This is a genomic window from Pararhodobacter aggregans (genome assembly GCF_003075525.1).
Taxonomy (GTDB): Bacteria; Pseudomonadota; Alphaproteobacteria; order Rhodobacterales; family Rhodobacteraceae; genus Pararhodobacter; species Pararhodobacter aggregans.
The window spans coordinates 67,623-94,423 of record NZ_QDDR01000012.1; the positions used below are offsets into that span (position 1 = coordinate 67,623).

Below are 26,801 nucleotides of genomic sequence, written 5' to 3' on the forward strand. Positions count from 1 at the left end.
ATCCGGTCCTATTCGGCGGCGAGGGCGGGTGAGGGGGGCGGGCTGGAAATGGCGGCCACCAGCGCCGCGATCTCGGGGCGGCAGGCGCCGCAATTGCTGCCCGCGCCGGTGGCCCGGGCGATGGCGGCGACATCGCAGGCGCCTGCCTGCGCCGCGGCCGCGATCCGGTTGCGCCCGACTCCGGTGCAGGCGCAGACGAGGGGGCCGTTGTCGGGCTGGTCGGCGCGCGCGCGGGGGGCAAGGCTGCCGGGCAGGACCGGTGCGCCGATCCGGGCGATGATCGCGTCACGGGCCAGCGCGACCGGCGCGGGGCCCGAAAACAGCAGCGCGCCGATCCGGCCCCGGTCGACAAGGGCAAGCGTGGCCAATCCGCGCGCGGGATCGTCGGACCGAATGAACTGGGCCTCGGGCAGGTCGAACAGGCGCCGCGCGAAGGCCTCGATATCCGCGGGCGCGGTCAGGTCGGCAAGCTCGGCGGCATGACCCGATTCGGTGACGCGCCGCGCCCAATAGGCGCTGTCGGGCGTGATGTCGCGGGCCGCAGCGGCGAAAGCGAACCAGCGGGCGGGGAATGGCGCGACCGAGACCGTCGCCGCCTTGAGTTCGGGCTGCCCCGAGATCGGGTCGAGCGCGCCGGGCACCAGCGCATCCACACGGCCGGTGGGCGCGGTCTCGCCGGACCAGTGCATCGGCGCGAAGGCCTGCCCGCGACCGACCCGGTCGCTCAGGACGACGCGCAGTATCGCGCTTCCATGGTCCGAGGTAACCTCGGCCAGCCCGAAGGGCGCAACGCCCAGTTGCAGCGCATCGGCGGGGTGCAGGTCGATGAACGGCTCGCCGAGATGACGATTCAGCCGAGCGGCGCGGTTGGTGCGGGTCATCGTGTGCCACTGGTCGCGGATGCGTCCGGTGTTCAGCCGCAGCGGACGCTTTTCCGAGGGCATGGCCGCCGGGGGGCGGGATGTGACTGCCACCATCCGCCCGCGCCGGTCGGGTGTGAAGAACTGCCCGTCGGCAAAGAACCGGCCCCCCTGCCGATGGGCGCTGAAGGGCCAGCGGAAGGGATCCATCACGTCATACCCGGCATCGCTGATCCGGGCTTTGCCCGAAATGTCGAAATCCCGCCCGAACCGGCCCGCGATGCCCGAGAGGGCAGCGTGCTCGCGGAAGATCGCGGCGGGACCGGACCAGTCGAAGCCGGAAAACCCCATGCGCCGAGCGACCTGCGCCAGCATCCACCAATCGGGCCTGGCCTGACCGGGTGCGGCGATCACCTGCCGCTGGCGACTGATCGTGCGGTCGGAATTGGTGACGGTGCCGGACTTTTCGGCCCAGGCGGCGGCCGGCAGCAGGACATGCGCCAGCCGCGCGGTATCGGTGGCACCGGTTACGTCGCTGACCACGACGAAATCGCATCCGGCAATCGCGGCGCGCACCGCATCGGCCTCGGGCAGGGTCACGGCGGGGTTGGTGTGGATGATCCACAGCGCCTTGATCCGCCCGTCTCCTGCGGCGCGGAACAGGTCGACGGCCTTCAATCCCGGGCGGTCGGCCATCCGGGTCGCGTTCCAGAACCGGCCGACCGCCTGGCGGTGATCGGGATTTTCCAGCGCCAGATGACAGGCGAGCTGGTTCGCGAGGCCGCCGACCTCGCGCCCACCCATCGCATTCGGCTGGCCGGTGACCGAGAAAGGCCCCATGCCAGGGCGGCCGATGCGGCCCGTGGCCAGATGGCAGTTGAGGATGGCATTGACCTTGTCGGTGCCCGAGGTCGACTGGTTCACCCCCTGCGAGAAGACGGTGACAACCCGCGGTGTCGCGCACCAGAGGTCGATGAACCGGTCGAGAAGCGCCGGCGCAACGCCGGTTTCCGCCAGATCGGCGCGGGCGGCGGCGATGGCGGCATCGGCACCCTCGATACGGGCGAGGTAAGCGGCATCCGTCAGGCCCCGGTCGGCAATCGCCACCAGCAGCCGGTTGAACAGCGCCACATCGGCGCCCGGCGAGAGCGGCAGATGCAGGTCGGCGGCATCGGCGGTGACGGACCGGCGCGGGTCGATGACGACGATCTTCGTGCCGCGCGCCGCCCTTGCCGCCTCGACCCTCTGCCACAGCACCGGATGGCACCAGGCAAGGTTGGAGCCGACCAGCACCACCAGATCGGCCTGGTCCAGGTCCTCGTAGGTGCCGGGCACCGTATCGGCACCGAAGGCGCGGGTGTGGCCGGCGACGGTCGAGGCCATGCACAGGCGCGAATTCGTGTCGACATTGGCGCTGCCGATGAAGCCCTTCATCAGCTTGTTCGCCACGTAATAATCCTCGGTCAGCATCTGCCCGGACAGATAGAAGGCGACCGAATCCGGCCCATGCCCGGCAATCGTGTCGCGGAACCGCGCGGCGACCAGATCCAGTGCGGCGTCCCAGTCCGTTTCGACCCCCTTGACCAGCGGCGCGGTCAGCCGGCCGGACAGGCCGACCGTCTCGCCAAGAGCGGTGCCCTTGGAACAGAGCCGCCCGAGGTTGGCCGGGTGTTCAGGGTCGCCCTTGACCCTGATGCCATTCGCCACCGGCGTCAGGATCACCCCGCAGCCGACCCCGCAATAGGGACAGGTGGACCGGGTCATGCGACGCGCCACGTCTGCAGCCGGGTCGCGTCGATCAGGACGCGGCCCTGCTCGACCCGCGCGGGATAGGTGGCCACCGACCCATCGTCCTCTCCCAGCGCGCGGCCGGTCTCGAGGCTGAAAACCCAGGCATGCAGCGGGCAGGTCACGGCATGGCCATGCACGATCCCCTCCGACAGCGGCCCGCCCTTGTGCGGGCAGCGGTCGTCGAGCGCGAACACCCGGTCGTCGAAGGTGCGGAAGACCGCGACGCAGCCTTGCGCCGTCTTCACCGTGCGCGCCCCGCGCGGCGGGATGTCGTCCAGCGCGGCAATGTCGATCCAGCGCGTCATTCGGCGGCCTCCAGCGACAGGTCGGCAAGGGGCCGGAACCGCCGCGCCGCATCGGGCCTGGCGTGTTCGGCCCAGGGGTCCTTCTGATAGATGGACTGGCTCAGATCAAAACGCGCGATCAAGGCGGCGCGGATCTCGGCATCCAGCACCTGCGACCTGATCCAGTCGAGCCCGACCTTCCTGATCCATTTGTAGGGCCGGTCCAGGTATCTGGCATGTTCGCGGTAAAGCTGAACGAAGGCCACCGTGACATCCATTGCCTCGGCCTCGGTCTCGACCGCGACGAGGCGCTGGGTTTCCTGCAGGTCCATCCCCGCGGCTCCGCCGACGCCGACCTGGTATCCCGACTCGACGCAGACGATGCCGACATCCTTGCAGGTCGCCTCGGCGCAGTTGCGCGGACAGCCCGACACGGCCAGCTTGACCTTGTGCGGCGTCCACGATCCCCAGAGCCTTTGTTCCAGCCTGACGCCCAGGCCGGTCGAATCCTGGGTGCCGAACCGGCAGAACTCGGTCCCCACACAGGTTTTCACCGTGCGCAGGCCCTTGGAATAGGCATGGCCCGAAACCAGACCGGCAGCGTTCAGATCGGCCCACATCGCCGGCAGGTCATCCTTGCGGACTCCCAGCAGATCGATGCGCTGTCCGCCGGTAACCTTGACCATCGGCACGTTGTACTTGTCGGCGGCATCGGCGATGGCGCGGAGTTCGCGGGCGTTGGTCACACCCCCCCACATCCGGGGCACCACGCTGAACGTCCCGTCCTTCTGGATATTGGCGTGCAGGCGTTCATTGACGAACCGGCTTTGCGCATCGTCGCGATAGTCCAGCGGCCAGTCGGCCAGCAGATAGAAGTTCAGCGCCGGACGGCAGGAAGGGCAGCCGCAGGACGTGCGCCAGCCCAGTTCCTGCAAGACGGCGGGCATCGATTTCAGCTCTTGCGCCTTGATAAGGCGCCGGACGTCCTCATGGGTCAGATCCGTGCAAGCGCACATCGGCTGGGCCGTGGGCATCTGGAAGGCCTCGCCAAGGCTGAGCGCCAGCACCTGCTCGACCAAGCCGGTGCAGGTGCCGCAGGAGGCCGAGGCCTTGGTCCTGGCCCGCACCAGTTGCAATGTGGTGGCGCCCCCGTCGATGGCGGCGGCGATCTGGCCCTTGCATACGCCGTTGCATCCGCAGATCTCTGCCTCAGGCGGCAAGGCTGCAACGGCTGCAAGAGGGTCCGCGGCGACACCTCCGGCAAAGGCGGGGCCGAAGATCAGCGTCTCGCGCTCGCCCGAGATGTCGGCGCCGTCCTTGATCTTCTGGAAGAACCAGTTGCCATCGGCGGTATCGCCATACATGACCGCGCCGATCAGCCGGTCGCCTTCGAGGACGAGCCGCTTGTAGATGCCGCGTCCGGGATCGCGGAACACGATTTCCTCCCGGCCGGGCTTGTCGGCGAAATCGCCGGCGCTGAACAGGTCCACGCCCGTGACCTTGAGCTTGGTCGCGGTCTGCACCGGACGAAAGGCGGCATCGCCACCATTCAGGACCGAGGCCAGCACCTTTGCCTGATCGTAGAGGGGCGCCACAAGGCCGAACAACTGGCCGTCGAACTCGACGCATTCCCCGAGGGCGAAGACATCCGGGTCGGCCGTGCGCATCTGCGGATCGACGACGACACCCCGGTTCACTTCCAGATGGGCATCGGTGGCGAGTCGGGTCTCGGGGCGGATGCCCACGGCCATGCAGACCAGATCGGCGCCATAGACGGTGCCATCCTCCAGCAGCACGGCCTCGACCTTGTCCTCGCCGAGGATCGCCTTGGTGGCGCCCTTGCAATGCACGCGGATGCCGCGCCGTTCCAGATCCTTCTGCAACAGGTAGCCCGCCGCCGGATCCAGCTGGCGTTCCATCAGATGGCTCATCAGGTGGATGACGGTCACATCCGCGCCGCGCGCGGCCATCCCCGCCGCGGCTTCCAGCCCCAGAAGCCCGCCGCCGATGACGACGGCTTTCGCGCCGGGGCGGCTGGCCGCGATCATCGCATTGGTGTCCTCCAGATCGCGATAGGTGACCACGCCCGGCAGCGCCTTGCCCGCCACCGGGATGATGAAGGGCGCCGACCCCGTGCCGATCACCAGCCGGTCATAGGGCGTGTCACCCTGCGCCGTGACCACGACCTTCGCCGCACGGTCGATGCGGACCACCGGCTCGCCGAAGCGGCAGGTGATGCCCCGGTCTGCATAGAAGGCATCGTCATGGGTGATGATGTCCTCGTAGGCCTTTTCGCCCGACAGGACCGGCGACAACATGAGCCGGTTGTAGTTGCCGCGCGGCTCGGCGTTGAACAGGGTCACATCCCATCGGTCCGGGGCGGCGTCCAGCAGGTGTTCGATCAACCGGCCCGAGGCCATGCCGGCGCCGACGATGACGAGTCGTTTCTTCATGGCACTGTCCTCTCGCGCTTTCATGCGGGTTGGCCGGTGGGGGCGCCGGTCATGCGGCGCACGGCGAGATGCATCCAGATCAGGCAGAGCGCGGCGATCACGAACAGCGCGGCAAAGCACGACGACCACAGCCCGGTGACATCGCGCAGCCAGCCAAAGACCAGAGGCAGCACGAACCCGCCAAGACCGCCGATCATGCCGACCATGCCGCCGACCGCGCCCACATTCTCCGGGTAGTAGACCGGGATATGCTTGAATACCGCGGCCTTGCCGATGGCCATGAACAGCCCCAGCACGAAGACCACGGCGATGAAACCGGCGGGCGGCATGCCAAAGGGCAGGGCCAGGATCAGGGTGGCAAGGGTCGAGACGGCAAAGGTCCAGTACAGCACCGCCCGCGCGCCGTATCTGTCGGACAAGGCCCCGCCCCAGGCCCGGAAGATCGACCCCGGGATCGAATAGGCGGCACCGACCATCCCGGCCACGGCGACCTCGAACCCGTAGACGCCGATCAGATAGCGCGGCAGCCACAGGGCCAGCGCGACGAAGGCGCCGAAGACAAAGAAGTAATAGAGCGAGAAGCGAAGCACCCGGATATCGGCCAGGGGCGCGAATTCGGCCGCAAAGCTGCGCTCCGGGGTCTTGCCGCGCGCGGCGATGACCGGATCATCGTCGGACAGCAGCCAGAAGGCGACGGCGGTCAGGGCCAGCACGGCGGCATAGGCCTGCGCGGCGCCCTGCCAGCCCAAGGCCAGCATCAGGAACGGCGCCGCAAACTTGGTCAGGGCCGAGCCGACGTTGCCCACGCCGAAGATGCCAAGCGCGGTGCCCTGACGGTCGGCGGGATAGAAGCGCGACACATAGGCGACGCCGACCGCGAACGACCCGCCCGCGATGCCGACGCCAAGGGCGGCGATCAGGAACTGACCATAGGTCTGGGCATAGGACAGCAGGAAGGTGGCGACCGCGGCCGCCAGCATGGTCAGGGTAAAGACCAGACGGCCGCCCAGACGGTCGGTCCAGACGCCAAGGATGACGCGGACCAGCGATCCGGTCAGGATCGGCATGCCGACCAGCAGGCCGAACTGGGTCTCGGTCAGCGACAGGGTTTCGCGGATCTGCAGACCGATGATCGAAAAGATCGTCCAGACGGCGAAACAGACGGTGAAAGCGCCGGTCGACAGGGTGAGGGCGCGGGTGGCATTGGGGGAAACGGCGGCAGAGGCCATGGCAAGCTCCGGGCTGCAAGGCGTCAGGGGGGCGGCAGACGCAGACCAAGACCGGTCGCGTGTCGCCTGCGAATGTCGGGGGTCCGCGTCATCGCGGAGGGTGGCATTCGAACGAGATGCCGGAGGACTGCGCCGTTGCAGGCCTGAGGTCAGGTCACCACAATCGCCGCAGCGCCGCAACATCGTGCTGCAACCGCGCGGACCGGGGCGGGTTTCTGCTGCAATTTTGGGCGGAAATCAGGGATCAGCCGTCGAGGGGATCAAAAATCCAGCCGTCGAAGAACCGGTCCGGCCCCAGAATCATTGTCCCGCGTTCCGAGGCGACGGCAGTGGGATGCGACAGGGTGCCTTCGATCTTCTGCGAGGCGCCCGGCAGATCGGCGCCCGCCTCGCGCAGGTGCAGGCGATAGAGATCGGTGCGGAACACCGCCGATCCGGCGGTGACCGCCGGGCCCTCGGGCAGGCCGTGACGGCGGGCGAGCAATGCGGCGATCAGCCCGCCGAGGCTTTTCCACGGGAATGTCGCCGCGCCCTCGTGGAAGGTGACGAAGCGCCCGGCGCCGCCGATGCCGCCGGTCAGCGCGCGGTCGATCACCTCGGGCGGGAGTGACAGGAATTCCGGCCGGGCCAGGATCTCGGCCGCCATGCTGCGGTTCGCGGGCAGATCCAGCCAGCGCCCCGCCCGCCACACGGCCCGCATCAAGGCCCGCGCCGTGTCCGGTGCGGATTCGGCCCAGCCCGACCGGACCGCGAGGACCTTCTCTGCCGCCGAGGCCCAGATCGCCCGGCCGGGCAGCAGGATGCGACCGACGCCCTGTCGCTCGGCCACCGAGCCCCAAGGTTCGCCCACGCAGAACAGGTCGATCTCACCGGCCTCCAGCGCCTGCGCCATCAAGGGCGGCGGGACGGTGCGGATGTCGATATCATTGCCCAGCCAGCGGGTCATCAGCAGGACATGGGTCGAAAACGGAAAGGGCACACCGACGCGCAGGCGGGCAGGCCCGGCGGCACGGATGGCGCGGGCCAGCGGCGCCGGTTCGGTCAGACCGGCTACACGCTGCGCCAGCGCCTCGGCCGCGCCCACGGCCTGCCCGCCCTGCGACAGGATCATCAGCACCTCGACCGGGGGCAGGGCCGGACCCAGCCCCATGGCGCGGGCCACCGCCATCGGCGCCAGCATATGCGCGGCATCGACCGCGCCCGCCGCCAGCAGATCGCGCAACGAGGCCCAGGACCGCGCCTGCGCCAGGTCCAGCGCCAGCCCTTCGTCGGCGGCGAAGCCCAGTTCGCGTGCGACGATCAGCGGTGCCGCATCGACCAGCGGCACATAGGCCGCGCGGATCGCAAGCCCGCTCATCCCAGAAGACCCGCCGCGGTGACCAGCGCCGCCGCGACCTCGGCCAGCCGTTTCTTCTGGTCCATCGCCGTCTTGCGCAAAAGGGCATAGGCCTCGTCCTCGGACAGGCCGCGCGCCCGCATCAGGATGCCCTTGGCGCGGTCGATCAGCTTGCGCTCCTCGAGCGCGCGTCGCGTCGCCTCGAGTTCGGTCCGCAGGCGCTGCATCTGGCCGAACTGGGCGATGGCAAGGTCGATCACCGGGCGCAGCACCTCGGGACGGACCCCCTCGGCCACATAGGCCGACACGCCCGCTTCGATGGCGGCCCGCATGAGCGCCGTATCGCCGCCCGGTGCGAACAGCGCAACGGCGCGATCCTTTGGCCCGGCGGCCAGCGACAGATCCTCGATCACGTCGCGCGAAGGGTTTTCCATGTCGATCAGGACCACATCGGGGTTCATCTCGGCGATGCGCCGCGCGAGCGACGAGACATCGGCCAGGATCACCACCCGGCAACCGCCATCGGCGCTGAGCGCATCCGCCACCGCCCGCGCCCGCGTCGGGTCGGACTCAACGACAAGAATATCGATTCCCCGGGTCATGGCTCTCGTGTCGCACAAAGCGGACGGAACGCAATGCGCGGTGCCGGGGCTATGGGCGCAGAAAGCGCGACGCAACGAAAGTGCTGAAAATTTGTGCGGCCGACGGGCGTAGGTCTGGGGCGGATCGACTTTCACCTCCACCAGACCCGGGTTGCGGCGCGGGGCTATCAACGGCAGCGCGGCGGTTCATGTGTGCTGGCGGGCAGGGTTTCAGGGGATGGTCTTGCCGGGGTTGAACAGATCGTCAGGATCGAGCGCCCCCTTGATCGCCCGCATCGCCGCGAGCCGCGCCTTGCTGCGGTAGCGCGGCATGTAGGGCAGTTTCGCCTGGCCGATGCCGTGTTCGGCGCTGAACGACCCGCCAAGAGCGGCGACGCGATCCAGGATGCGGTCGATCTGCGCCGTGTGGGGCAGCGCGGCCCAGTCCCGACCGGCCCCCGCCGCCAGCGTGTAATGCAGGTTGCCGTCGCCCAGATGCGCGACGGTATAGACCTCGAACCCCAGGGCGCGGGATTCGGCATCGGTCTGGGCGACGAAGTCCGCCACTGCGGCCAGCGGCAGCGAGAGGTCGAACATGTAGCTGCCCTTCAGCGCATAGATCGCCTCGGCGGCACCCTCGCGCAGCTGCCAGAGCGCATTGCGCTGCGCCTCGGAGGCGCAGATCACCGCGTCCGCGACCAGCCCCTCCTCCATCAGACCGGCCAGCACCTCGGTCACCAGCGCCTGCAGCCTCGGCGTGCCTTCGGGATCGGGCGCGGCATCGTCGCCCCGGGTCGAGGCGAGTTCCAGCAGGATCCCGGTTTCGGGCGGCTCGGCCATCGGGGGGCGCTTGCCGTGATGGGCGCAGATCTGGCGCATCATCGGCGCCGGCATGTATTCGAATGCCTCCACCAACCCGCCTGACGCGTCCTGCAACCGGTTCAGCACGCTCAGGGCCGAGGCCACGTCGGGCAGCGCCAGAAAGGCAGTGGCGCGGATGACCGGGGCCGGGTAAAGCCGCAGGCAGGCCGCCGTGATGATACCCAAAGTCCCCTCGGCGCCGATCATCAGGTCGCGCAGGTCGTAGCCGGTGTTGTCCTTGCGCAGGCCGGACAGGTCACTGACCACGCTGCCGTCGGCCATCACCGCCTCGATCCCCAGACAGAGCGCGCGGGTATTGCCGTAGCGCAGGACATTCGAGCCCCCGGCATTGGTCGACAGGTTCCCGCCGATGGTGCAGGAGCCGCGCGCGCCGAACATCAGCGGGAAGATCAGGCCCTCGGGCGCGATGGCCTCTTGCAGCTGTTGCAGCACGCAGCCGGCTTCGACCGTGACCGAGCGCGCGGCGGCGTCGATCCGGCGGATCGCCTTCATCCGGTCGAGCGAGAGCAGGATATGCGGCCGGTTGCCCAGCGGCACACCGCCGCCCGCCACGCCGGTATTGCCCCCCTGCGGCGTGATCGCCACGCCCGACGCCGCGCAGAGCTTCACCACCGCCGCCACGGCCTCGGTCGAGGCGGGTCGGACCACGGCCAGGGCGGTGCCTCTGAATTGGCCGGTCCAATCCGTAAGATAGCGCGCGCAATCCGCGGGATCGGTCAGCAGGGCCTCAGGGCCGAGGGCGCGGCGCAGGTCGTCGAGGATGGTCGTGTGCATCGGAAACTCCGGATCGGGGGTCAGCCGCGCCGCTCACCCGGCGCACGGCCAGCGAGGAAGACCGTGGCGATCGCCATCAGCATGAAGGCGGTCGAGACCCAGGACGAGAACAGGAAGAACGGATCGCCACCGGTGGCAGAAAACGCCTGCCGCGCGGCATTCTCGAGGCTGCCGGCGAGGATGAAGGCGATGACAAAGGGCAGGTGCGGGATGCGCAGGCAGCGGAACAGATAGCCCAGCACGCCGAAGCCGAAGGCGGTCCACAGCGCGCCGAGGCGCGGGTCCTGCACATAGATCGCGGTCAGCGTGACCAACAGCACGACCGGCAGCAGGTAGCGGATCGGCACGCGCGACATGATGCCCATCGCCCGCATGAACACACCGCCGATGGTCCAGTTCAGCAGGTTCCCCAGCGCCATCAGGGTGAAGATGCCGAAAGCCACCACCAGCTCCGGGTTGATCTGCGGGTGGCTGAAGGTGAAGACGCCCGGCCCCGGGTTGAAGCCGCCGATGCTGTCGGCGGCGAGGATCAGGAACACCGCCGCCGCGTTGCCGGGAATGCCCAGCGACAACACCGGGATCAGGTTCGCGCCGCTGACCGCGCTGTTGGCGGCCTCGGTCGCGGCGATGCCCTCGGGCGCGCCCTCGCCGAACGCGGCCTGCTCGGGGGTCTTGCGCTTGGCATGGACCCGGCGGCCCCAGGTGTAGCCCAGCGTCGCGGCCAGCGTGGACCCCACGCCCGGCAAGGCGCCGATCACGGTGCCGATCAGCGACGAGCGCAGGATATGCGGCAGGATCCGCCGCACGTCGCCCTTGCGCAGCCCGTCAGGGCCGGCGTCGGTCGCCTCGGTCGCGTCCCGGCTCACCCGCCCGCGCCAATGGTCATCGAGCGTCCAGAAGATCTCGCCCAGGATCAGGATGCCGAGGACCGCCGAGACCATCGGAAAGCCGTGGCTCAACGCATCGACGCCCAGGGCCAGCCGGGGATGGAAGTCCTGCCCCGTCGCCACCATCGCCGCCAGCATCCCCAGGCCGATGGCGATCAGCCCCTTGCCGACCGAACTGCCCATGACAGCGGCGATGAACGTCAGCGACAGCAGGATCAGCGCGGTCTTTTCGGGCAGGTCGAGGAACCGCTCGACCAGAACGGCGAGGAAGGGCGCGCAGACGAAGAGCGCGATGTCCGACAGTGTGTCGCCGCTGACCGAGGACAGATGGGCGATCTTCAGCGCGCGTTTCGGCATCCCGCGCCGGGTCATCGGATAGCCGTCAAGCGTGGTCATGAAGGCGTCCGGCGTGCCGGGGATGTTGAACAGCACCGCTGGGACCGCCCCGCCCACCGTCGCGCCCTTCATGATGCCGATCAGGAAGCCGAAGACCGGCAGCAGCGCATCGGGGCGCACCCCGAAGATCGAGATCAGGATCGGCAGCGACACCGCCATGGCCATCGGCCCCGCCAGCCCCGGCGTGGCACCGACCGCGATGCCGGTGAGCAGGCCGAGGAACAGCATGGCCGGGGCGGCGGGGATGCCGATGCCCCCGAGCGCGAACAGCTCGGGCCCGCCGAACACCGCGCCGATCCCCATCAGGATATAGTCCATCACAGGTCCCCGTTGGGCGGCAGCAGGAAGTCCCTGAACGGCAGGTCGTAGAACATCGCCAGCAGCAGGGCGGCGAAAAAGCCGATGACGAAGGCCCTGACGCTGATCCGTCGCTCCGCGAGGGCGATCAGGCTGCCGACCAGGATCGTGCCGCCGGTGACATAGCCGAGGTATTTCCACGGCAGGCTTGCCCTGAGAGACCGGTAGCCGCCCTCGGTCAGCAGCGATGCCAGGGCCGGGCCCGTCCAGCGCATGGCCAGCAGGCTGATCATGAAGATCACGAACAAGAGCAGGAGGAAGCCCAGCTGCGCAGAACCCAAGCCGCTGGGCCCCGGCCCCGAGGCTGGTTTGAGCCAGGCCTCGATGGCCAGCACGATCCCCGCCAGAATGAGAATGCCGAAGGCGACGGCCGGTCCCATGGCATCCCCGATCCGGTACTGCCCGCGGATCCGTTCCACGATGCCGCTGCCGGTATCGGCGGGCACCCAGAACAGCAGCGCAGCCAGCGCCAGGGCCAGGGCGGCGAGCCCCAGCACAAGGTCAGCGGTCAGGCGTGGCATGGCGTCTTCCTCCCTCGCCACCGGCACCGGTCAGCGCACGGTGTCGATGAGCCGCACGGAATCCTCGACCGCTGCCTGCAGATAGGCGTCAAGCGCCTCGCCGGTCAGAACCGAGGCGCCGCCGAAATTGCGCGCGATCAGCGCACCGGCCTCGGTTTGGGGGTTCTGGACGACCGAGGCAATCGCCCCGGACAGAGCCTCGCGGGCCTCGTCGGGAATGCCGGCGGGCGCCACGAACATGAAATAGCCGTCGAGATAGAAGTTGCTGCCCAGCTCGCGGATCGTCGGCGCATCGGGGCTTTCGGCCAGCGGAGTCGGGATGCCGCTGGCGACGTTGACCATCTCGCCGCCCGCAACGGCGCTGGCCTGTGCCCCGGCCACCCAGCCGAGGTCCAGATCGCCCGCGCGCAGCCCGTTCATGATCTCGGACCCGCCCTGCACCTGCACGATGTTGAACTCGATCCCCGAGCCGAGGCCAAGGTGATAGGCCATGTCCGCCTGCCGCTCGGTCGCGGTGCCAAGGCGGATCGGCCGGCCGGCCTCGTGCGCGGCCTCGACCGCTTCCCAGCTGGCGAAATCGCCGTTCGCCATGGCGACGAGGCCCAGCTGGAACGCCGCCGTGGTGGCGAGGGGCGTGAAGTTCGAGGCCTGCAGGTCCGGGTTGCCGACGCGGACCGCGTTATAGGCCAGCGTTTCCGAGACGATCATGCCGATCACGCTGCCATCGGCGGGCGCGTCGCGCAGCTGCTGGGCCAGTGTCAGGCCGCTGTTGCCGGTGACCTGCTGCGGCAGGACGGTCCAGCCGGTCGCATCCTCGATCCCCTGCGCGACGAGCCGCGCCTGGGTATCCGCGCCGCCGCCGGCAGCGAAGCCGATCATCAGCGTGATCGGACCCGGCGGAGTCCAGCCCGCCGATTGGGCGAAGGCGGGAAGGGTGAAGCAGGCGCCGGCCAGCAAGGCTGCCGCGCAGGTCGGGATGGCACGAATCATCAGTCTCCTCCTCTGATGCGTCCACCGTCCGAAATGAAGGTAGAAAAGTCAACTTAATATTGTTGACTTGTCCACCTTATTCCGGGAAGGTCAGCCAAGGGAAGAGGAATTGTCATGGCCAAGAGTGACATAGAATCGGCGATCGAACTGCGCCTGCCGCTGCCGCTGCTGGTGTTCCAGCTGCACAGCCTGCTCAACGCGCAGGCGCGGGCGCTGATCTCGAAACGCGGGAACCTGAGCCTCGCGCAATGGCGGGTCCTGCGGCTGATAAGCCTCGATGTGGCGCACACAAGCACGGCGCTGCGCAAGCTGATGGGCATCGACAAGAGCCAGTTCTCCAAGGAGATCAGCCAGCTGATCGCCGACGGCTATGTCACCAGCGCGCCCTACGAGGCGGATCGCCGCCAGCAGCTTCTTGCCATGACCGACAAGGGCCACGCCGCCTATGCCCGCATCGCCCCGGCGCTGGATGCGCGGCAGGCGCATCTGATGGGCGCCCTGACCGACACCCAACGCAACGTGATGTTCGAGGCGATCAAGGCGCTGGCCGAGGCCGCGCAGCGGCACGATTTCGACACTGACGAGGAAGACAACGCATGAGCCGCACCCCCAACCTGCTGGTGATCCTGTCCGACCAGCATCAGGCACAGGCCCTGTCCTGCGCCGGCCATCCTGTCGTGCGGACCCCGAACCTCGATGCGCTGGCCGACCGCGGCACACGGTTCACCGAGGCCTATACCCCCTCGCCGATCTGCGTCCCCGCCCGGGCCGCCTTCGCCACCGGCCGCTATGTCCATCAGATCCGCCGCTGGGACAATGCCATGCCCTATACCGGCCAGCCGCGCGGCTGGGGGCACGCGCTGCAGGACAAGGGCATCCGCGTGGAAAGCATCGGCAAGCTGCATTACCGGCAGACCGGCGACGACACCGGCTTTGACGTGCAGCACATCCCGATGCATGTGGTGGACGGCAAGGGCATGGTCTGGGGCTCGATCCGCCGCGAGGATCAGCGCGTCTACAAGCGCGAGGTCCGCATGATGGGCGATGTGGTCGGCCCCGGCGAGAGCAGCTACACCAAATACGATGCCGCCGTGACCCAGCGCAGCTGCGACTGGCTGGCCGAGGCCGCGGGGGCCGAGGCGCCCTGGTGCCTCTATGTCGGCCTCGTCGCGCCGCATCACCCGCTGATCGCCCCGCCCGAATTCTATGACATGTACCCGACAGACGAGCTGCCCGCCGACAAGATGCGCGGCTTGCCGCGGCATCCGTGGGTCGACAAGACCGCCGCCGCGATGGTCGGCGAGGAAGGCTGGACGGACGAGGAAGAGCGCCGCGTCGCCATCGCCGCCTATTACGGGCTGACCAGCTACATGGACGACAACGTGGGCCGCATCGTCGCCGCGCTGAAGGCGAGCGGCCAGTTCGAGAACACGACGATCATCTATTCCAGCGACCATGGCGAGAGCCTCGGCACCCGCAACCTCTGGGGCAAGATGACGATGTACGAGGAAAGCGCGAAGATCCCGCTGATCGTCGCCCCCGCACCGTCGCTGGGGGCCTCGGTTCCCGCGCTCTGTGCGACACCCGCCAGTCTGCTTGACGTGTCCGAGACGATCCTCGACCATTTCAAGGCTCCCTTGGAGGGCGAGCGGCCCGGCCAGTCCCTCTATGACCTTGCGGCGCGGCCAGCGGATCCCGAGCGCGCCGTGTTCAGCGAATACCATGCAGTCGGCGCGGTCTCGGGCGCCTTCATGCTGCGTAGGGGCCGGTGGAAGCTGATCCATTACGTCGGCTTCCCGCCCGAGCTTTTCGACCTTGCGGCCGATCCCGAAGAAGCGGTGAACCGCGCCGCCGATCCCGCCTGCGCCGGGGCGCTGGCCGCGATGCAGGCCGCCCTGCGCGCGATCTGCGACCCCGAGGCGGTCGATGCCCAGGCCTTCGCCGATCAGGATGCGATGATCGAAAGCTACGGCGGGACGGCCATTGCCGCCTCGATCGGCGCGCCTTCGTCGACCCCGCCGCCGAAGCACTGAGGCCCCGGACGGCGGTGCCCGCCGCTGTGTCGGCCTGACCGCGAACTGATCGGCACCTTGGCGCCCGTCAGCGCGGCAGCTGCATCTGATTGCGCAGCCGGAACAGGATGGCGGTGAAATCCCGCACCAGCCCGGCGCGCTGGGTGTCCGGGCGGAACACCAGCAGCGAGCGAAAGGTCACCTTGGGCGCGAAGGGCCTGAGGACGAGCCCGCGCTCGCTGTACCCCTCGGCCGAGATCGGGTTCACGAACCCCACCGCGTCGCCGGACAGGGCCAGCGCGCAGATCGTCGCCGATGACGGCGTCTCGAGGATGTAATCGGCCCGGTGCCCCGCCTCCCTCAGCGCGGCATCCAGCCGGTGGCGGGCCCGGTCCTCGGGCGAGAGACCGATCAGCGGCCAGGCCACCAGATCCGCAGGGGTCACCACCTCCTTCCGCGTCAGGGGATGATCCGGCGCCATAGCGATCACCCCGGCCACGCTGAGGAAGGTCTGGGTGTCGACGCCGGACTGGTCGATCTCGTCCGCGGCCAGCCCGACATCAATCTGACCATCCGCTACCAGATTGCGCACCTGCGCCGACGAGGTGACCTGCAGCAGGATGCGGATCTTGGGATGCTCCGTGCGGAAATGCTGGATGGCGCGCGCCACCAGCGTCGGCCCCAGAACCGACAGGCTGGCGACGCGCAGCAGGCCCGAGCCGTATTCGCGGATCGAGGCCGCCGCGGACCGCAGCCGGTCCAGCCCCTTGTAGCTTTCATTCACCTCGCGAAAGAACAGCTGCCCCTCGGGCGTCGGCACCAGCCGGCCGCGCACCCGGTCGAACAGGGCAAAGCCCAGCGACGCCTCCAGCTCGGCGATGGTGCGGCTGACCGCTGGCTGGGTGACCTGCAGCAATTCCGCCGCGCGCACGGTCGAACCCGAGATCATCACCGAGCGGAATGCCTCCAGCTGCCGGAAGTTCATCGCCCATCCTATAAGGTTTGCGCATAGAGCTATGCGGTCCAATCAGTAGTATTACTAGTCTGAACGCGCTTTGATCAAGCCATTCAGAACAGGACATCCCATGAAAGACGCCACGCGATGCATCATCCACCCCGCGGTCTCGACCGAGGGTTTCGACAGTCTCGCGGTCCCGGTGCATCGGGCCTCGACCATCCTCTTCAAGGATGCGGCCGCCTATGCCGCCCGGACCCAGCGCGATCTGGACGGCTATTCCTATGGCCTGCACGGCACGCCGACCACCCGCACGCTGGAGGCGCAGCTGACCGCGCTGGAGGGCGGGCTGCGCACGGTTCTGGTGCCCTCGGGTCAGGCGGCGCTGGCGATGGTGCTGCTGACCGTGCTGATGCCGGGCGATTGCGTGCTGATCCCCGACACCGCCTATCCGCCGCTGACCGGCCTCTGCCGCCACTACCTTGAGCCGCGCGGCGTCGCCTGGCGGATCTATCCGGCCGATGGCGCGGGGCTGGAGGCGATGATCGACCCCTCGGTCAAGCTGATCTGGATGGAGAGCCCCGGCTCGACCACGATGGAGGTGCAGGACGTGCCCGCCATCGTGGCGCTGGCGCGGCGGCATGGCGTGCTGACCGGCATCGACAACACCTGGGCCACGCCGCTGCTGTTCAAGCCGCTGGCGCATGGCGTCGATTTCTCGATGCAGGCGCTGAGCAAATATGTCGGCGGGCATTCCGACCTGCTTCTGGGGTCGATCACCGTGTCGGATCTGGACCTGCGCCGCCGCCTGCGCGACACGATGCGGATGCTGGGTCTGGGGGTCTCGCCCGACGACGCGGCGCTGGCGCTGCGCGGGCTGGAGACGATGGCGGTACGTCTGGCGCATGTGGGCCGGGTGGGACTGGATTTCGCGCGGCGGCTGCAGGGGATGCCCGGCACCGGCGAGATCCTGCACCCGGCCCTGCCCGGCGCGCCCGGCCACGCCCTGTGGCAGCGCGATTTCAAGGGCGCGAGCGGGCTCTTCAGCGTGGTGCTGGACGAGGCGGCCGAGCCCCGTCTGGAGGCAGCGCTGAACCGGCTGAAGACATTCCGCATCGGATCGAGCTGGGGTGGCACGCGCAGCCTGATCGCGCCGATGAGCGTGAAGTCGAACCGCATCTTCCCGCATCCCCGGAACGACCGGACCATCCTGCGGATCTGCATCGGGCTCGAAGACCCGGCCGATCTGTGGGCCGACCTCGAGGCGCTGTTCGCGGCGCTTCAGCCCCATCCCCAAGCGGTACAACAGGAAGGATAAGACATGCATCCCGGACTTCGTTCCCTCCCCCTTCTCGCGGCGGCCCTGACGCTGCTGCCGGTCGCCGGACAGGCGCAATCCACGCTGGAAACCGTGCGCGAGCGGGGGCGGCTGATCTGCGGCTCCAGCCAGGGCGCGGTCGGCTTCGGCGCGCCCGACAGCAACGGCTATTGGCGCGGCCTCGATGTCGAGACCTGCCGGGCGGTCGCCGTGGCCGTGCTGGGCGACCGTGACGCGGTGGAATTCGTGCCGCTGACCGGCCAGCAGCGTATCCCCGCGCTGCAGACCGGCGAGATCGACATCCTGCCCCGCACCCTGACATGGACGCTGCAACGCGACGGCAACGGGCTCAATTTCACCACGCCCAATTACTACGAATACACCGGCTTCATGATGCCGCGTGAACTGGGCATCGAGCGGGTCCAGGACATGGCCGGCGCCTCGGTCTGCGTGCAGACCGGCTCGACCACCGAAGTCGTGGTCAACGACGTGTCGACCGAGCACGACCTGGGCCTGAACGTGGTGGTCTTCGACAACACGGCGGCCACGCGGCAGGCGTTTTTCTCGGGGCGCTGCGATGCGCTCATCACCGACGCCGCCGGGCTGGCCTCGATCCGCGCGACCGAGGCGCCGAACCCGGACGATTACGTGATCTTCCCCGCCACGCGCTACATGGACGCGCTGACCCCGGCGGTGCGGCATGGGGACGATCAATGGCTGGATATCGTCACCTGGTCGATCCAGGCGCTGATCGCCGCCGAGCAATTCGGCATCACCCAGGACAACATCGACAGCTTCGCCGAGACCACCGACCCGCGGATCCGCCGGTTCCTGGGCCTCGATCCGGGCAACGGGCAGGCCTTGGGGCTGGGCGAGGATTTCGCCTATCAGATCATCCGGGCGATGGGCAATTACGGCGAGATGTTCGAGCGCAATCTGGGCATGGACAGCCCGCTGCGGCTGGAGCGGGGCTCGAACCGGCTCTACAGCGACGGCGGGTTGATGTTCCCGCTGGCCTTCCAGTGAGGCATGGACCGGATGCTCCGCACCCTCTGGTACAGCACCCGGGTCAGGAACTGGCTGTTCCAGATCGCCCTTCTGGGCGGTCTGGCGGCGCTGGTCGCCTGGATCGTCGGCAACACGCTCACCAATCTGGCGGCGCGGGGCATAAGGACCGGGTTCGAGTTCCTAAGCCGTCCGGCGCGGTTCCCGATCTCGGAAAGCGTGCTGGCCTATGACTCGGCGGATACCTACGGCTGGGCCTTTGTCGTGGGCATCGGCAACACGGTCTTCGTCTCGGCGCTGACCATCCTGCTGGCCAGCCTGCTGGGCTTTGCCGTGGCGCTGGCCCGGGGCATGGGCAATCCGCTGCTCTCGGCGCTGGCGGGGGCCTATGTCACGCTGATGCGCAACATGCCGCTGATCGTGCAATTGCTGTTCTGGTACGCGCTGGCCACCACGGCCTTTCCGCCGGCACGGCAGGCGCTGAACCCCCTGCCCGGCGTCTATCTCTCGCAGCGCGGCATCCATCTGCCGGCGCTCGCCTTCGAAGGGATCGCGGTTCTGGTCCTGGTGGCGCTGGCCGCCGGGGTGGCCGCGGCCCTGGGCCGTCGCCGGTTTCTGGGCCGCGGCGGGCTCCTCTGGCCGCTGGGGGCGGCGCTGGCCGCGGGGCTGGCGCTGAGCCTCCTGCGCGGATCGGCGCCATCGCTGGACATGCCGCTGCTGGTCGGGCTCAACTTTCGCGGCGGGTTGCATCTGACGCCGGAATTCGCCGCGCTGATGATCGGTCTGGTCCTTTATACCGCCGCCTTCATCAGCGAGATCATCCGCGGCGGGATCGAAGCCATCTCGCGCGGGCAATGGGAGGCCGGGCGCGCCCTGGGCCTGACCCGCCGCCAGATCCTGCGCCATGTCATCGTGCCGCAGGCGCTGCGCATCATCATCCCGCCCCTGACCTCGCAATATCTGTCGACCGTCAAGAATACCACGCTGGCGCTGGCCGTCGGCTATCCCGAACTGGGGCTGGTGGTCGGCACGGTCATCAACCAGAGCGGTCAGGCCATCGAAAGCATTCTCATCATGCTGGCTGTCTTCCTGTCGATCTCGGTCTCGGTGTCGCTGTTCATGAACTGGTACAACGCCCGCGTGGCGCTGGTGGTCCGGTGACCAGCGTGACCGAACACCCCCCGCTTGCCGCCCAGACCCCGCCGGCAAAGGCCCGGACCCCGCTGGTCCGGCTGCTGTTCGGCGATGCGCTGTCGGCCCTGCTGACCCTCCTGGCCCTCGGCCTGATCCTTGCCCTGCTGCCGGCGCTGGACTGGGCGATCCTCGATGCCGTCTGGCGCACCGAGGATCCCGATGCCTGCCGTCAGGGCGGCGCCTGCTGGGCCTATGTCCATGACAAGGCGCGGCTGATCCTGTTCGGCATCTACCCGCCAGACCAACACTGGCGCCCCCTCTTGGTCATCGGGCTGATCCTGGCCATGGTGCTGGCCTCGCTTTCGCCCCGGCTGTGGGGCGCGCGATTGCTGGCGATCTGGGGCCTGTCGCTGCTGGCCATGCTGGGGCTGATGCAGGGCGGCTTCCTCGGCCTGCCGCTGGTGCCGACCTCGCAATGGGGCGGCTTGCCCGTCACGCTGCTGCTTGCGGTGCTGTCTTTGGGGATCGGCTTTCCCTTCGCCGTCGCGCTGGCGCTGGGGCGACGCTCGGCCCTGCCGGTGCCGCGGCTGGTCTCGGTCGGCCTGATCGAGCTGGTGCGCGGCCTGCCGCTGGTCGGCGTGCTCTTCGTGGCCTCGATCCTGCTGCCGCTCCTGCTGCCCGAGGGCTGGACCATCGACAAGCTGGGCCGGACGCTGGCCGCGCTGACCGTCTTTGCCGCGGTCTATCTGGCCGAGGTGATCCGCGGCGGCCTGCAGGGCGTGGACAAAGGACAGGGCGAGGCGGCGCAGGCCCTGGGCATCCCGTTCTGGAAGACGATCTGGCACATCATCCTGCCGCAGGCGATCCAGAAGGTGATCCCGCCCCTGACCAACACCGCGATCATCATGGTCAAGAACACCTCGCTGGTGATGATCGTCGGCGTCTTCGACATGCTGGGGGCGGGCCGCGCCGCGGCTGCCGATCCCGCCTGGCCGGCGCCCTATACCGAAACCTATCTGTTCGTCGCCCTGATGTATTTCCTCATCTGCATCGCGATCTCGCTCTATTCGCGCTGGCTGGAACAGACCGTCAAGAACCGGAGCCATTCATGACCGCCATCTCCGTATCCGGACTGAACAAATGGTACGGCAGCTATCACGCGCTGCGCGACATCGACCTGACGGTCGAGCCCGGCGAGCGGATCGTGGTCTGCGGGCCCTCGGGGTCCGGCAAGTCGACGCTGATCCGCTGCCTCAACCGGCTGGAGGACCATCAGTCGGGCAGCATCGTGGTGAACGGCACCCCGCTGACCGATGACCTGAAGAACCTCAGCGCCGTGCGGCGCGAGGTGGGGATGGTGTTCCAGCACTTCAACCTGTTCCCGCACCTGACCGTGCTGGAGAATTGCGCCCTGCCGCAGATCCTGGCCCGCGGCACCCGCCGGGCCGAGGCGGAGGCCCGCGCGCGCCGCTATCTGGAACGGGTCCGCATCCCCGAGCAATCGGCCAAGTTCCCCGGGCAGTTGTCGGGCGGGCAGCAGCAGCGCGTCGCCATCGCCCGCGCCCTGTGCATGGAGCCCAAGGTGATGCTGTTCGACGAGCCGACCAGCGCGCTGGATCCCGAGATGATAAAGGAGGTGCTGGAAACCATGATCGCGCTTGCCGATGACGGGATGACCATGATCGTCGTCACGCACGAGATGGGGTTTGCGCGCCGGGTGGCGGACCGGGTGATCTTCATGGACGCCGGGCAGATCGTGGAACAGGCCCCGCCCGAGGATTTCTTCGGCAATCCCCACCACGCGCGCACCCGCGAGTTTCTGGAACAGATCGTCCACTGACCGGGTTTTCATCGGCCCGGCACGGGGTCCGCGCCACAAGCGGGAACGGTCGCCGCCTGCGGCATCCCTGCGGACAGGCCGGTCACCAGAAGCGTCCGGTTCCGATCTCCGCTCGATCCGGCGCACAGGGAACAGCGCCGGATGCGAGAGAGCGGCCGACCCGTCTTGCAAGGGCCGAGATCACTCCTTCCGCAGGGCTCTCACCAGGCCGAAATGCAGGTCCGTGACCGACAGGCCAAGCGCCCCGGCGAGGTCCTGCAGCGTGATCTCCCTCCCGCCGTCCTGACCGACGAGCGTCACGGGATCACCGTCGCCGGCATCCGCAATGTCACTGAGATCGACCATCGATGCCAAGAGCGTTCGCGCGACAACCGGCGCCGCTTGCCCCCGGATCAGCACCTGTCCGAACGGCGGTCGAGCCGGGAGCCCGTCGAAATGGCCGATGGGAATGGTCCCGACCCGCGATGGCGCGCGCCCCGCCACGGCGCCGTAGCCGAGCGCGCCCGCCCGCCGAACAGCGCGGCTGTCGAGCAGCACGGACCGGATCGCGCGGACCACGGGCCTGAAAGCGGCGCTGCCCGGCGGCTGCATCATGCCATAAAGCGCCCGGCCGGGATCGACCTGTTCATGGCGCAAATCGGGCCGTGCCAGCAGCAGGGGGCTGGCCGCAAGCATGCCTGGTATCGCCCGCCTGCAGGCCGCGCGGATCGAGGTCAGTTGCCGGTCAAAGGCGGCCAGCGCGGCCTCGGTCGAACCGCGCGCCGAGGATTGACTGAAATGGGTATAGACCCCGGCGATGCCCTGCAGGTGCCCCTTGTCGAGCGCCGACAGGACCGGCGCCAGTTCAGGCTCGGCAAAGCCGTAGCGATGCAGGCCGCAATCGAGCTTCAGCCAGAAACCCGCCTCAGGGGCGGCCATCAGGATCGCCTCCAGACTGGCCCGATTGTGCACGGAAACCAGGATCCCTGCCGCGGCCAGCGCTGGCAGATCGGCCGGCAACGCCGAGGGGAACATCAGGATCCGGGCGTCAGGCAAGGCGGCGCGCAGCTCCAGCGCCTCGTCTGGCGTACCGACGCAAAACCGGCCGAGCCCGCAGGCCGCCCCCATCCGCGCCGCACGGACCGTGCCCAGCCCGTAGCCGTCGCCCTTGCAGACCTGCCAGATCACCGGATCGCCGGGCAGCATCCCGCGCAGCAGCGCGAGGTTGTGGCGCAGCGCGTCCGGGTCGAGCTCGACATGATTGGGGCGCGAGATCATGGGCGGTCGCCGATCCCCGGACCGGCGCCGATCGTCTCCAGGAAATGGGCCTGCTGCCTCATCGCGAGTTCTCCCGGTTCCAGCCGCGACAGGTCCCGGCGCAGCGCGTCGGTCGCGAGCGGATCCGGCGCCCCATCGGCCGCCAGCACCACGCCATAGACCGTGCGGGCGTGCCCGGCGTCCAGAAGGCCATCGCGGCAATCCTCGGCCACCGCCTCGGGTGGACGGGTCAGCGGGTCGCCATAACCGGCGCCGCCCGCGGCGATATGCATCACGCGGTCGCCGCGTTGCAGCGGGCGCGGTCCCATGTTCATGGTCGGCAGCAGGCTGCAACGGCCATCGGCATGCTGCAGCGTCGTCACCGAGGGCGAACCCGGCAATCCGCCGTCCATCGCCAGCGGCAGATTGCGCCGCCGATCCGAACGCAGGGTCATGGAGGCAGTCTCGGCCTCGATCACATAGGTGCGCTGCATCGCCAGCCCGCCGCGCCGGCGCCCGGCCCCACCGGAATTCGGCGCGAAGCCATAGCTTTCCACGCGCAGCGGCAGACGGGCCTCCATCAACTCGATCGGTTGGTTCGAGAGGTTGGCGCCGGGGCTGGAGATGCCCTCGACCCCGTCATGGTCGCGCCGCCCGCCCCAACTGCCGAGGATGCCGTCCGTGACCAGCCATTGCACCTGACGCGGGCCCTGCCGCCCCGAGAAGGTGATCGCCGTCGGCCCGCCCTCGCCGCCGGCGGGCACCAGCCCCGGCATCAGCGGGCCGAAGGCGGCGAAACAGGTGTCGAGCATCCGATAGGCGATCACGCCGCGCGCCGCGCAGGCCGCGCCGTCGCGCGGGTTGACGATCGATCCCTCGGGGGCACGCAGATGGATCGGCCGCATGTAGCCCTCGCAATTCGGGATCCCCGGACCCAGGGCATTGCGCAAGGCGGCATAGGCGAGCGACCAGGTGGTCGTGATCGGACAGTTGATCGCACCGGCAACCTGATCCGAGGTCCCCTCCCAGTCGAAGGTGATCTCGCTGCCCTTGACTGTGATCGCGACATGAAAGTCGATCCGCGCGCCGGATTCGCCGAGCCCGTCGATGTAGTCGACCGCGCGCATCACCCCGTCCGGGATCTCGGCGATGCGCTGGCGCACCAGCCGCTCGGCGTAATCGTGCAACTCGTCGATCAGCGCCGGAAAGGCCGCGCCGTGCTTGGCCACCAGCGCCGCGAAGGACCGCGCGACGGTATCGCAGGCCGAGATCTGCGCGCGCAGATCGCCCATCACCTCGCCCGGCATCCGGGAATTGGCGCGCAGCATGTCGAATACCGCGGCGTTGGGCCGCCCGGCCTCGAACAGCCGCACCAGCGGGATGCGCAAACCCTCCTGATGGATCTCCTCGGCATTCAGCGCCATCGAACCGGGGGCGAGGCCGCCGATATCGGTGTGATGCACCAGCGAGGCGGTGAAACCCACGCGCTGCCCGGCCTGAAACACCGGGCGGATGAAGAAGATGTCCGGCAGATGCATGCCCCCTGCGGCATAGGGATCGTTGACGAGGAAGCCATCGCCCTCGGCAATCGTCGCGCCGAAGGTTTCCAGCAGCCGCGTCATCACGCGCGGGAAGGACCCCAGGTGAATCGGGTTCGTCAGACCCTGCGCCACCAGCCGCCCCTCGGCATCGAAGATCGCGGTCGAGTAATCCATCGAGTCGCGCACGATCGGGCTGTAGGCCGAACGCAGGATGATCAGCGCCATCTCGTCGGCCAGTGATTCCAGCGCGTTCTTCAGGATTTCCAGTGTCACGGGGTCCGAGCGCGTGGCGGTGATCTCGGGTCGGGGGGCGAGCGGCATCTCAGGCCTCCTTGGTGATGACGATGTTGGTAAAGGCGTCGAGTTCGGCGCCCCAGCCGGGCGGCACGACGGTGGTGCTGTCGTATTCCTCGACGATGAGCGGCCCGGCACGGCGGCCTCCGGCCAGATCGGCGCGGGTCAGGACCGGTGTGGCGACGCGGGCACCGAGCGCCGCGAAATGGACCTTGCGATGATGCGTGCCGCGCGCGGGCGTGCCCAGCGGCGGGGCGCGGAAGGTCCGGTCGCCGCTGTCGGCGCGCAGGCCGATCAGCCGCAGGTTCACCAGTTCGACCGCGTCCTCGTCCGAGGCATGGCCGTAGGTGCGGGCGTGTTCGCCATGGAAAGCCGCGCCGAGGGCGTCCAGAATCCCCTCCGGCAGCTCGGCGGCGACGGGAACCGTCAGCTCATAGGCCTGACCGACGTAGCGCAGGTCGGCCTCGATCTGGAACCGCATGGCGTCGGGTGCGCAGCCCTCGTCGGCCAGCGCCCGCGCGACACCCTCGCGCAGGGCGTCGAGGCCGTGCTGAAGCGCCTCGGGCGTCAGCGCGGCCAAGGGCCGATAGACAGTGCGCGTCAGTTCGCGCCTGGTCTGCGAATGCAGCAGGCCCAGGGCCGAAAAGACGCCCGGGCTGGGGGGCACCACCACGCGGCCCATGTCCAGCAGTTCCGCCACCTGGACCGCGACCAGCGGACCGTTGCCGCCGAAGGCAAAGAGCGCAAAGTCGCGCGGGTCGCGGCCGCGATAGGTCGAGACCGCCTTGACCGCCCGCATCATCGTCGCCGCGGCAATGGCATAGACGCCGCTCGCAGCCTGATCGAGCGTCAGCCCGGCCGGACCTGCCACGCGCGCCTGCAAGGCGTCGCGCGCCTTCGCGGCATTCAGCGCCACGGCGCCGCCTGCCAGATGCTCGGGGTTCAGATACCCCAGCACCACCGCTGCGTCGGTGAAGGTCGGATCCTCGCCGCCGAGGTCATAGCAGGCGGGCCCCGGCGAGGATCCGGCACTGTCCGGGCCCACCCGCAGCGCCCCGCCCGCGTCGAGCCGCACGATCGAGCCGCCGCCCGCGCCGATTTCGGAGACGTCGATGAAAGGCATCTTGACCGAATGCCCGCCACCCTTGACCAGCTTGGAGCTGAGGTTGATCCCCGCCCCCACCTCGTATTCTGTGGTGCGCGTTGGCTCGCCGCCTTCGATCATCGCGGCCTTCGCCGTGGTCCCGCCCATGTCAAAGGTGATGATCTCGCCATAGCCCGCGGCGCGCCCGAGATTCGCCGCCGCGATCACCCCGGCCGCCGGACCGCTTTCGATGATCGCCGCCGGGATCTCGGCCGCAGCGCGCGCGCTCATCGCCCCGCCCGAGGATTGGACGATGGACAGGGGCGCCGCCAGCCCCGCGCTGGCCAGACGGCGTTCCAGCGACAGCAGGTAGCGCTTCACCACCGGCCCCAGATAGGCGTTCACCACGACAGTGCTGGTGCGTTCGTATTCGCGGATCTCGGGCAGGACTTCGGTCGAGCGGGTGAGGTAGATGTCCGGCCCCAGCGCCTCGGCCAGCAGGGCGAAGGCGCGGGCTTCGTGATCGGGGTTGGCGTAGGAATGCAGGAAGCTGATCGCCACCGCCTCGATCCCGGCGGCGCGGATCTCGGCCGCGATTGTCGTCAGCTCCGCCTCGGCCAGCGGCACCAGGACCGAGCCGTCGGCCAGCATGCGCTCGCTGACCTCATAGCGGTGACGTCGAAGGGCCAGCGGCACCGGCTTGACGTAGTTCAGGTCATAAAGCTGCGGCACGCGCAGCCGCCCGATCTCGACCACGTCGCGAAAGCCGCGCGTCGTTACCAGCGCCGTTTTCGCGCCTTTGCCTTCCAGCACGGTGTTGGTGGCGACGGTCGTGGCATGGATGATCTCGGACACCTGCGCCGGATCGGCACCCACGCGGCTCAGCAATTCCTGCGCGCCATTCAGGATGCCCAGCGAATAATCCGCCGGCGTGGACGAGACCTTGCACTGATGAATCGTTTCATCGTTACCGCGCAGAACAACATCGGTGAAGGTGCCGCCGATGTCGGCACCCAGTCGGTAGGTAATGGTCACGGGTCT

At 68.8% G+C, this 26,801-nt stretch carries 21 protein-coding genes; 7 read left to right on the plus strand and 14 right to left on the minus strand.

Annotation, left to right across the window (positions count from 1 at the left end):
- Positions 1-8 precede the first annotated feature (8 nt).
- From DDE23_RS19840 to DDE23_RS19885, 10 genes are all read right to left on the minus strand, one after another.
- Positions 9-2,624: a nitrate reductase gene (locus DDE23_RS19840; protein WP_107754229.1), complete on the minus strand. Its 2,616-nt coding sequence runs from the start codon at positions 2,622-2,624 to the stop codon at positions 9-11.
- Entirely contained in the window at positions 2,621-2,956 is a 336-nt protein-coding gene (nirD, locus tag DDE23_RS19845) for a nitrite reductase small subunit NirD (protein ID WP_107754231.1), read from the minus strand. Before nirD ends, DDE23_RS19840 begins: the two co-directional genes overlap by 4 nt.
- A complete protein-coding gene (gene nirB, locus DDE23_RS19850; protein ID WP_107754233.1) occupies positions 2,953-5,388 on the minus strand; it encodes a nitrite reductase large subunit NirB in 2,436 nt (811 codons plus the stop codon). Before nirB ends, nirD begins: the two co-directional genes overlap by 4 nt.
- 20 nt (positions 5,389-5,408) lie before the next feature.
- On the minus strand, positions 5,409-6,617 hold the full coding sequence (locus DDE23_RS19855) for an MFS transporter (RefSeq protein ID WP_107754235.1): 1,209 nt from the start codon (positions 6,615-6,617) through the stop codon (positions 5,409-5,411).
- Positions 6,618-6,861: 244 nt separating this feature from the next.
- Positions 6,862-7,974, minus strand: a complete 1,113-nt coding sequence (locus DDE23_RS19860) for a CmpA/NrtA family ABC transporter substrate-binding protein (RefSeq protein ID WP_107754237.1) — start codon at positions 7,972-7,974, stop codon at positions 6,862-6,864.
- Positions 7,971-8,555, minus strand: a complete 585-nt coding sequence (locus tag DDE23_RS19865) for an ANTAR domain-containing response regulator (protein WP_107754239.1) — start codon at positions 8,553-8,555, stop codon at positions 7,971-7,973. The genes DDE23_RS19860 and DDE23_RS19865 overlap by 4 nt, the downstream gene beginning before the upstream one ends.
- A gap of 210 nt (positions 8,556-8,765) precedes the next feature.
- Positions 8,766-10,190, minus strand: a complete 1,425-nt coding sequence (locus DDE23_RS19870) for an FAD-binding oxidoreductase (protein WP_107754242.1) — start codon at positions 10,188-10,190, stop codon at positions 8,766-8,768.
- Positions 10,191-10,210: 20 nt separating this feature from the next.
- Positions 10,211-11,791, minus strand: a complete 1,581-nt coding sequence (locus DDE23_RS19875) for a tripartite tricarboxylate transporter permease (RefSeq protein WP_107754244.1) — start codon at positions 11,789-11,791, stop codon at positions 10,211-10,213.
- Positions 11,791-12,351 carry a hypothetical protein gene (locus DDE23_RS19880; RefSeq protein WP_107754246.1) on the minus strand — a complete coding sequence of 187 codons (561 nt, stop codon included), beginning with the start codon at positions 12,349-12,351 and terminating at the stop codon, positions 11,791-11,793. Before DDE23_RS19880 ends, DDE23_RS19875 begins: the two co-directional genes overlap by 1 nt.
- 30 nt (positions 12,352-12,381) lie before the next feature.
- Positions 12,382-13,341, minus strand: a complete 960-nt coding sequence (locus tag DDE23_RS19885; RefSeq protein WP_107754248.1) for a tripartite tricarboxylate transporter substrate-binding protein — start codon at positions 13,339-13,341, stop codon at positions 12,382-12,384.
- A gap of 114 nt (positions 13,342-13,455) precedes the next feature.
- Between DDE23_RS19885 and DDE23_RS19890 the strand changes: the two genes are divergently transcribed.
- Together DDE23_RS19890 and DDE23_RS19895 are read left to right on the plus strand one after the other, a co-directional pair.
- Entirely contained in the window at positions 13,456-13,941 is a 486-nt protein-coding gene (locus DDE23_RS19890; protein ID WP_107754249.1) for a MarR family winged helix-turn-helix transcriptional regulator, read from the plus strand.
- Complete coding sequence (locus DDE23_RS19895) at positions 13,938-15,374, plus strand: sulfatase family protein (RefSeq protein WP_107754251.1); 1,437 nt, start codon at positions 13,938-13,940, stop codon at positions 15,372-15,374. The genes DDE23_RS19890 and DDE23_RS19895 overlap by 4 nt, the downstream gene beginning before the upstream one ends.
- Positions 15,375-15,441: 67 nt before the next feature.
- Here DDE23_RS19895 and DDE23_RS19900 read toward each other — a convergent pair whose 3' ends face one another.
- Positions 15,442-16,338 carry a LysR substrate-binding domain-containing protein gene (locus DDE23_RS19900; protein WP_107754253.1) on the minus strand — a complete coding sequence of 299 codons (897 nt, stop codon included), beginning with the start codon at positions 16,336-16,338 and terminating at the stop codon, positions 15,442-15,444.
- A 100-nt stretch (positions 16,339-16,438) separates the two neighbouring features.
- Between DDE23_RS19900 and DDE23_RS19905 the strand changes: the two genes are divergently transcribed.
- From DDE23_RS19905 to DDE23_RS19925, 5 genes are read left to right on the plus strand one after another with little or no spacing between them, the layout of a single operon-like run.
- Complete coding sequence (locus tag DDE23_RS19905; protein ID WP_107754255.1) at positions 16,439-17,626, plus strand: trans-sulfuration enzyme family protein; 1,188 nt, start codon at positions 16,439-16,441, stop codon at positions 17,624-17,626.
- 3 nt (positions 17,627-17,629) lie between these two features.
- Positions 17,630-18,652, plus strand: coding sequence for an amino acid ABC transporter substrate-binding protein (locus DDE23_RS19910; protein WP_107754257.1), 1,023 nt, complete (start codon positions 17,630-17,632; stop codon positions 18,650-18,652).
- Between the two features lie 3 nt (positions 18,653-18,655).
- Entirely contained in the window at positions 18,656-19,792 is a 1,137-nt protein-coding gene (locus tag DDE23_RS19915) for an amino acid ABC transporter permease (protein WP_238150065.1), read from the plus strand.
- A 5-nt stretch (positions 19,793-19,797) separates the two neighbouring features.
- Positions 19,798-20,877 carry an amino acid ABC transporter permease gene (locus tag DDE23_RS19920; protein ID WP_238150066.1) on the plus strand — a complete coding sequence of 360 codons (1,080 nt, stop codon included), beginning with the start codon at positions 19,798-19,800 and terminating at the stop codon, positions 20,875-20,877.
- Positions 20,874-21,605: an amino acid ABC transporter ATP-binding protein gene (locus DDE23_RS19925; RefSeq protein ID WP_107754260.1), complete on the plus strand. Its 732-nt coding sequence runs from the start codon at positions 20,874-20,876 to the stop codon at positions 21,603-21,605. The genes DDE23_RS19920 and DDE23_RS19925 overlap by 4 nt, the downstream gene beginning before the upstream one ends.
- 180 nt (positions 21,606-21,785) lie before the next feature.
- Here the strand turns inward: DDE23_RS19925 and DDE23_RS19930 are convergent, their stop codons facing one another.
- From DDE23_RS19930 to DDE23_RS19940, 3 genes are read right to left on the minus strand one after another with little or no spacing between them, the layout of a single operon-like run.
- Positions 21,786-22,862 carry an alanine racemase gene (locus DDE23_RS19930; protein ID WP_107754262.1) on the minus strand — a complete coding sequence of 359 codons (1,077 nt, stop codon included), beginning with the start codon at positions 22,860-22,862 and terminating at the stop codon, positions 21,786-21,788.
- Positions 22,859-24,703 carry a hydantoinase B/oxoprolinase family protein gene (locus tag DDE23_RS19935; protein WP_107754264.1) on the minus strand — a complete coding sequence of 615 codons (1,845 nt, stop codon included), beginning with the start codon at positions 24,701-24,703 and terminating at the stop codon, positions 22,859-22,861. Before DDE23_RS19935 ends, DDE23_RS19930 begins: the two co-directional genes overlap by 4 nt.
- 1 nt (position 24,704) lies before the next feature.
- Positions 24,705-26,795 carry a hydantoinase/oxoprolinase family protein gene (locus tag DDE23_RS19940; protein WP_107754266.1) on the minus strand — a complete coding sequence of 697 codons (2,091 nt, stop codon included), beginning with the start codon at positions 26,793-26,795 and terminating at the stop codon, positions 24,705-24,707.
- Between the last annotated feature and the right edge of the window lie 6 nt (positions 26,796-26,801).